The organism is Helicobacter pylori (assembly GCF_021062735.1).
Lineage (GTDB): Bacteria > Campylobacterota > Campylobacteria > Campylobacterales > Helicobacteraceae > Helicobacter > Helicobacter pylori_DN.
Window position 1 is genome coordinate 1 of record NZ_JAHXLB010000029.1, and the last position, 7,417, is coordinate 7,417.

Sequence of the window (7,417 nt, forward strand, 5' to 3'; positions counted from 1 at the left end):
CACACTTTTAGATTTAGAGGAAGTGATTGTCCCTAAAACCAGCTGGCTTGTGTTAAGGAAATTAAAAGAAGCCCATTTTAGAGAGATCGCTAAAGCGTTTGTGATTGGTATCACTCAAAAAGATGGCAAATACATCCCCATGCCTGATGGAGAAACGATCATTGCAAGCGAATCCAAGCTATTAATGGTTGGCACTTCAGAAGGCGTTGCGACCTGTAAGCAACTCATTGCTAACCATCAAAAACCCAAAGAAGTGGATTACATTTCCTTGTGATTTATACAGCCTTTTTTAAATAAAAATGTTTTTATGCGTTAGCGTTTAGTGTAGCGCTCACTTCTTGCTCATTAGCTTTCATACTCATATTGAAATCGCTAAAAAAGCTCTCGTATTCTTTCATTTTAGCTTTCAAGCTCTCGCCGGCGTTAGTAAGCCACTCAATAGAATTTCTTAAACTGCTATCAATCTCGTTGGCGTTTTTAAAAAAATCCAAACTCAAAAGCACTTCTAAAATCCTAACGATACCTTTAAGGCTTAATTCCACTTGTTCGCTAAAATGGCTATTTTGTTTTAAAGCGCTCTGTAATTGCTTTAAAAGCTCGTTAGTGATTCCTTTCACTTCAGGCTGGCTTGTGATCTCTAAATGGCTATTAGGTAGGTTAGGATAGTTCATGGGTATTCCTTATACTTAATTTTTTGTGGTATGATTATGTTCTACGGAGTTTAAAGAATTAAATGTCTTTTCTTTAGTGATTGCTTGCGGAGTAGACCGTAACGCTTGCTTCTCTGTATCATACAGTTCATAACTGCTTATCATCCAATGATTTTCTAATTTTTCATTTTTCCACTCATTATTTAAACCTACTCTCTTATTTCCATAATCTACAAACACACGCCCTAAATGATCCGTCCCTTTAGTGCCTTTCTCTAACACTTCAGGGATTGATTTAACGATATTTAAGGCGTATTCTTTAGCTTCTGTTTCACTTAAGCCTTTCTTCATCTCGTTAGATATTCTACGCTCTAATATATGCGCTAATCCATAACCGTTGCTATCTTTAGTCTTTGGCGTTCCCCAGACTAAATCAATATCCCCTAAACCTTCCTTATGAAACGCTCCCGCTACAAAACCTTTTTTAGTTTCTAATAGCTTGTTAATCGCTCCTAAGCCATCACCCTTAAACTCGCTATAATTATTTCCCCATTCGCTAGGCGTTTTTAGTTTTTGTCCTTTAATCCCTTTCTTTGTTTCTTTTTGCATGTCCTTTATAGCTTCTATCAAACTCTTTAAGGTGGGGTTATTTTCATTCGGCTCTCTACCCACCATTAAAAGGTAATGCGTGAAATCGTAAATATCAATGTCTTTAAATTCCTTGCTATTAGGATCAAACATGTCTTTTGTAACATCTGCGATCTTAAATTCTTTCAAACCTTTTTTAATGTTATCGCTTCTTAAGGCTTCAAATAACGCCTTAGAAGGATCATCAAACCTCGCAAATCTTGCTACGCTTGCCCCTAAAATCTCGCTAATGTCGCTTGCGCTTTGATCGCTCTTTTCAAACATCTCTAAAGAGTTCGTTTTATAGAATTTTTCGCTCAAATCTTTCAGGCTTTCGCTCGTAGTTGGATAATTCTTTAAATTCGCAAAACTGCGATCCATAATATCGCTCAAATAAGCGTTCAGGCTCACATTAGGAAAACTCATGTCGTGGATTAAATTGTGGAAACTCCCAGCGTTATCTACAAACATTTTTTTCACTTTTTCATAGCTTTTAATGTCGTTAGAAAATTCTTTCTGCCAGCGGTTTAATAGTTCTATCCCTTGCGTCTTCGTCCTTGGCATGTTAAACATTAAAAGCGCTAAATTACTATCGGTTACATTAGGGTGGGTCGCTTTGTCAAAATTAAGATTTTTAGCCACAATGTTTTTTAACGAATAAACGCTATCAGCGTTTAATTGTGTTTCTAATTCTTTTAATTTAGGTTCGTAATGGCTTAAAACCGCTATCGCATGATCGCTCTCGCTATTGAAGCGTCCTTGATTAGATGAAGCCGCTAAATTGTTAATCTCGGTGTTATTCAAGCGTTTAGAAGGCAAGCGCACTAACAACTCGTCTGGTTTTAGATCTATGTGATAGTATTCCTTGATCGCTTTCTCGTAAGTGTAACGGCTTTTAGGCGTGAAATTTAGCATGCCTTGGACTCTGTGGTTTCCTGCGATCACTTGCCCGTCGTGTAAAATGATCGGTAAATCTTCAAAACCTCCACTGCCAAATATCTTTTTAGGATCAAAATTGTTTGAAATGCTTTTAATCTGTTCTTCGTTCATGTCGGTGCGTTTTTGCGTCCCGCCTGTGGTAAAGCTTGGTTTTAAATCTTTCGCTTTCACGATCGCATAATTAAGATCGTAAATCTCTCTTTCATTTAGCCTCACTCGGCTTTTAGGGATTTGCGCTTGTGTGTGCGTGGGAATATCGTCTCCTACTTCTATTTTAGTCTGGCTTTCAATGTTGCCTGCATTGCCTCGCTCGTGTTCTAATTTCTTTTTTAAAGCTTCTTTGCGTTGTTTCTCTTGCTCTTTTAAGCGGGTGAATTCTTTTTCGCTTTCTAATCGTTCGCTTTCTAGTTTCGCAAGCTTTTCGGCGTTGGCTTGTTCTAGTGGGCTTAAAGGCGCTTGCGTGTTTTTTGGTGGGTTTTCTTGTGTTTTTAATGCGTTTTCTTGTGTTTTTAGTAATTCCTCTTGACTCGTTAGGGGTTTTTTAGTAGTATTAAGTTCATAGGGATGGTTTCCAGAGTGTAGACTGGCACCCCTAAAATCTTTAAAATTCCTATCGCTATAAAAATCAAAAATCTTATTTCCATTGTTTAAATCATCTACTACTAACCTAAGCTTAACGCCGTTATTATCCCATTCGTATGCGTATCTAAATCCGTTTTTAATCCTTTCAAAACTCTCTAATAACACGCTTCCGTTCTTAATAACTTCGCTCATGTTAAGTAGTTCATCGTTAGTTAGTCCGCCTGTATTTTCTACCCCGTAATGCTTTCTTAGTATTTTTCTAGCTCCCGCATTCCTTGATCCTTGCTCTAAAATGTAAAGGTCGTTTAAATCTATCCCTTTGATTTCTGTTTGATCTAACTCGCCCTTAAACACCTTTAAAACTTGTTGCTGCTCTTTAGTAAGCTTGCTTTCATCAATCTTTTGCAATTCTTTTAAGGCTTTTTCGTATTTAGTCGCTTTCTCTTTGAGTTCTTCACTCACTTGTTTAACGCCATTATTAAGCTCTTCAATGATTTTAAGCGTGTTGTTAGTGAATTTAGAATTTTTAGCGCTCAGTTCTAGTTGCTTGCTAAAATCGCTTATACTGTGGCTTCGTTCAAGCGCTCTTTTAATGTGATACTTTAGGGCTGCGCCTGCGGTGGCTTCGTTCAAGGCTTTCGGTAACTTCACTCCTAAAATGCGATCGGGTGCGTTTCTGTATAGCGTTCCTAGCGTGAATTTAGTCCATTGGTATTTTAACGCTCCGCTTAGAGTGGTGGCTAAACCTTGGCTTAAATTTTTCGTTGTAGCGGGTTTTAGGCTTTCAGCGATCTTAATATCGTTTTTAAAAAGCTTATGAAAACCGCTCGCTATGTCAATGTATTCTTTAGCCTTGGGCGTGGTAAAAACTTCTTCTTTAAACTCGTTTAGCTTGTTGAAAAAATGCACGCTGTCAAACACTTTTAAGCTTTCGTCTTGCTTTAGGCTTTCTTCCATCAAACGATTAAGCATGCTTAATTCTAGGCGTTCTTTATCGCTTTCGTTTAAGCCTTTCGTTAGCGCTTGGTAATTGCTTAAATCTTTGTCGCCTTGCGCTTGTATCATTTTCATTAAACTATTTACGGCGTCACTCGCTTGCGTGTTCTTGTCTCGTATTTTAGCCTTATCTACTAATTCTAAAGCCTGCTTCATCTCTCTATACTCGCTAATAGCGCTTTTTTGGAGTTCGCTAATCTTTTCATAAGCGCTTTTATTTTGCTTGAGTAAGCTCTCTATAGCGTTGTCTATATCGTTTTTTTAGAAAATTAGCGCTCGCTTTTTGGATATAGCCTAAAGTAGAAGGATCTTTTACATTTCGTAAATAAGCGTTGATTAGCTGGCGTGAGTTCTTCAATTGCTCGTAAGTAACGCCGTTAGGGTTATATACATTTTTTTCAATCTGTCTTAAAAAGCTCTTAGCTTGCACATCGATCTCGCCTTGCGCTTTCAAATCCTTTAAAAACTTTTCAAAATTAGTCGCATCTTGGATATTTTCTCGTAAATTCACCTTGTAGGTATCATCGTATAACTTTCCTATGATTTCGTTTAAGGCTTTGTCGTAGCTTTCCTTAGTTCCTTGTTCTAAATTGTCAAAAACGCTTTTTATTTCATAATCTTTTAAATCAAACTGCTTTAAGGATTTGGTTAAATTCTCGGTCGTTTGGTTAAGAATGGATTTTAAATTAGCGTTAGCTTTAGGGCTTAAGTTAGCCGCTTCAATCAAAAACGCTAAAGTGTTGCCAGTTTCATCGCTTCGTATCGCTCTTATAAAAGCTTGTTGCTGTTCTTTGTGGTTGTCTAGCGTTAGGATTTCTTTCACTTTGTCGTAAGCTTTTAGCTTGCTTTCATCGTTTTTAAAAACGCTTTTAATCTTATCTCTTAAAAAGTCGTTAGCGTTGTTAGCGTTAATCTTGGTTTCACCACCAAACTGCGCGCTAAATTCTTTTAAGGCTTCTTGCTGTTCTTTAGATAGCGTGGTTTCTATGATCTCGCTTGTGCGCTTGGCGTTACCGGTGAAAAAGTTTTTAGTGAATTGAAAAGGCATGCTCATCTCGGCTAATTTTAACGGCGCTTTAGCAAGCGGTTTTAACACCTTGCCCGCTCCTAGCATGATCGTATCGGTCGCTAATGATAAAGCTCCCTCACTTAACGCATGCCTTATGATTTCATCGGCTTTATTTTCTCTGTCAAGCGCTAGATTAGTGACAATCGCATCGCTAGCCGCTCCTGCAGTTGCTCCTAAGGCTGCACCGGCAATAGCTCCTCCAACTAATCCTAAAACTCCGGCGTTTTTCCCGTATTTAGCTCCCGTTAAACCACCGGCAACGCTTCCAGCTAGTGAAAATTTATTATTTAAAAGGCTTTGCGTGAAATTGTCTATAAAGCCGTCGTTAATCTTATAAACCTTATCGCCTTTGACTACAAAAGGTTCATTTTTTTCATTGTAGATCACGCTGTCAAAATGGTAGAGGTTTTTAGCGATCGTTTCAAAATCTTGTTTAGCTTTTTCTTGCGCTTCTTTATCTTTGCTTGTGAATAAACTAAAAAAGTCCTTATTCTTATCAATGTTGCTAAAGGCTGAATAAGCTTTCTGTATTTCTTTAGTTATGTCCTTGGCTTTTTCTTTTTCCTTGTATTCCTTAAGCTTTTCAGCTTCGCTTTTACCTGTGATAGCATCAAGTGCATTATTAAAAAAACCGCTATCATCGCTTATTAGTTCCTTATCGCTTTCTGTGAGTTCTTTACTCGTTTTGTTTAAAATCGCTTTTCTTTGCAAGTCTTTTTGATAGTCTTCTTTGGCGATCTCGTTCTTGGTTTTAAGCGGGTTAAAAAGGCTTGTTTCGGCTTTGTTGTAGTATTCATCTTTAAGCGCGTTAGGCAAGTCTTTAAATTCTATTTTATTGTCTAAAGCTTGGGTTTTAAGGTCGGTTAGCTGTTTTTCTCGCTCTTTGGCGTTGTCGGTTTGGTATCCTACAAAACTGCCTAACTTGTCTAATAATCCTAATTCTGTGAGTTCTTTTGATTTTTGATTAAGATCCACGATGAGATCTTTTCTTTTTTGTTCTAATTGCTCAGGCGTGAGAATGGGATTTTTAAGCGGGTATAATGGCGTGCTGGGCAAGTTTTCCAAGTTAATGTCTGTGTTTTGCATGCCTTTTCCTAAATAATTTTAATGTATTAAAACAAAAAAAACGCTTGATTTTAAGGGTTAGAATGGCTCTTTCATCATTCTAAAAGTAGCCGTGCAAGTTCGTTCTGTTGGTATTGGTTCAATTCTAAAAAACGACTCAAGATCCGTTCATCGCTTTCACCGATCCGGTAAAACCCTAAAATGTTTTTAATTCTGTTTTCAATTTCATAGTATTCTCTTATGCTTTTGTTCTTATCGCTAAAAAACGCCCTTGCGTAAGTTCTTCCCCACCCGTTGTTGTTGAGATACGGCTGTATACCTAAAAAATTCCATGAAGTTCCTAATTGTTTAAGGGTTAGGCGTTCGTTACCTATGGCGTTAATTTCATTATTTAGGTTGTTTCTTTCTTGTTCTTTGTTGTGTTTATCGTGTTCTTGGTTTTGTTTTTCTCGTTCTTTCTCGTTTCGTTGGCTCTCTAGGTTTTGCTTTTGTTGTTCTATGGGGTTTTTTGCTTGTTCTTTTTGATTTATAGCGTTCTTTAGCGTTTCGGTATAGTTTTGCTTGGCCTTAATGCTTTCTTTCAATTTTAGGGCGTTTTCTTGCTCTTTTAGGATTTCTTGCTCTAAAGCGTTTAAATCTTTACCTTTTAGGCGTTCTTCTTCTTGGTTTATGGTGTTTTCTAACTCTTCAATCCTTGCTAAATCTTTCTTGCTGCTTCTGCTTGGAGCGGTTAAGATCTTAAGCCTTAAGCCTTTGGCGTATTGGGAAATCTGTTTGAAAAATAAGGCGCTTTCTAGCTTATCGCTTTGTGGCGCGTGATTTATCGCTAAATCGTAAAACTTCAAGGCTTTCACTTGTTCTATACTCCCTAAAGCGTTGTAACTATCATTGCCCGGTAAAAACTTTTGATAGCTGTTATCTAAAACCTGGTTTAGCGCGTTGGTTCTAAATTGGTTATTGATGCCGTCCATGTTATTAGGAGCGTTTAGGGCGTTGTAGGTTTCTTTGCCTGGGTTATGATACTCATAAATAAAGCCTTTAGGCAGTATCGCATAAGGATTGGTTAAAAAAAAGTTCATGCGGGTGTTTTGTTGGCTTACTTGGTTTAAAGCGTGCTGCTGTTTAGCTTCTATATTAGGAGGGTTATCGGTCAAAAAATTAAATTGTTTCTCCCACTTAGATTGCTTTTTAAGCCTTTTTAGTTCTTGTTTGAGTTTTTCTAATTCTTTCAAGCTTTCTTTTATTTCTTTTTCAATTTGCTTTTTATCGTTCGTTTGTAATTCTAAAGCGTTTAATTTTTCTTCTTCTTGTTTTATCGCTTGGCTTTGCGCGCTAATTTCATTATTCAAGCCTGCTATTTCGTGGTTTAGGTTATTTATCGCTTGGGTTTGGTTATGGATTTCGTTGTTTAGGTGGTGTGTTTCATTGTTTAGTCTGTTAATGGCGTTTTGCCTGTCTGCTATTTCGTGGTTTAGGTGGTTAATGCGGT

At 37.4% G+C, this 7,417-nt stretch carries 5 protein-coding genes and 1 pseudogene; 2 read left to right on the forward strand and 4 right to left on the reverse strand.

Going from position 1 to position 7,417, the window contains the following annotated elements; all coding sequences use genetic code 11:
- A partial coding sequence (locus KX581_RS08050) for a TrkA C-terminal domain-containing protein (protein ID WP_231176072.1) occupies window positions 1-274 on the forward strand: 274 nt, incomplete at its 5' end.
- Between the two features lie 34 nt (window positions 275-308).
- Here KX581_RS08050 and KX581_RS08055 read toward each other — a convergent pair.
- Window positions 309-671: pseudogene (locus KX581_RS08055) on the reverse strand (hypothetical protein); the annotation flags it as partial.
- A gap of 15 nt (window positions 672-686) precedes the next feature.
- Window positions 687-3,431 (reverse strand): DUF3519 domain-containing protein, encoded by a 2,745-nt coding sequence (locus KX581_RS08060; RefSeq protein ID WP_269201277.1) that lies wholly within the window; start codon window positions 3,429-3,431, stop codon window positions 687-689.
- On the opposite strand from KX581_RS08060, the gene KX581_RS08385 reads away from it, so the two are divergent.
- On the forward strand, window positions 3,418-3,618 hold the full coding sequence (locus tag KX581_RS08385) for a hypothetical protein (RefSeq protein WP_231176074.1): 201 nt from the start codon (window positions 3,418-3,420) through the stop codon (window positions 3,616-3,618). The genes KX581_RS08060 and KX581_RS08385 overlap by 14 nt on opposite strands.
- 390 nt (window positions 3,619-4,008) lie before the next feature.
- Here the strand turns inward: KX581_RS08385 and KX581_RS08070 are convergent, their stop codons facing one another.
- Complete coding sequence (locus tag KX581_RS08070) at window positions 4,009-5,949, reverse strand: hypothetical protein (RefSeq protein ID WP_231176075.1); 1,941 nt, start codon at window positions 5,947-5,949, stop codon at window positions 4,009-4,011.
- Between the two features lie 74 nt (window positions 5,950-6,023).
- A partial coding sequence (locus KX581_RS08075) for a UV radiation resistance protein (protein ID WP_231176076.1) occupies window positions 6,024-7,417 on the reverse strand: 1,394 nt, incomplete at its 5' end.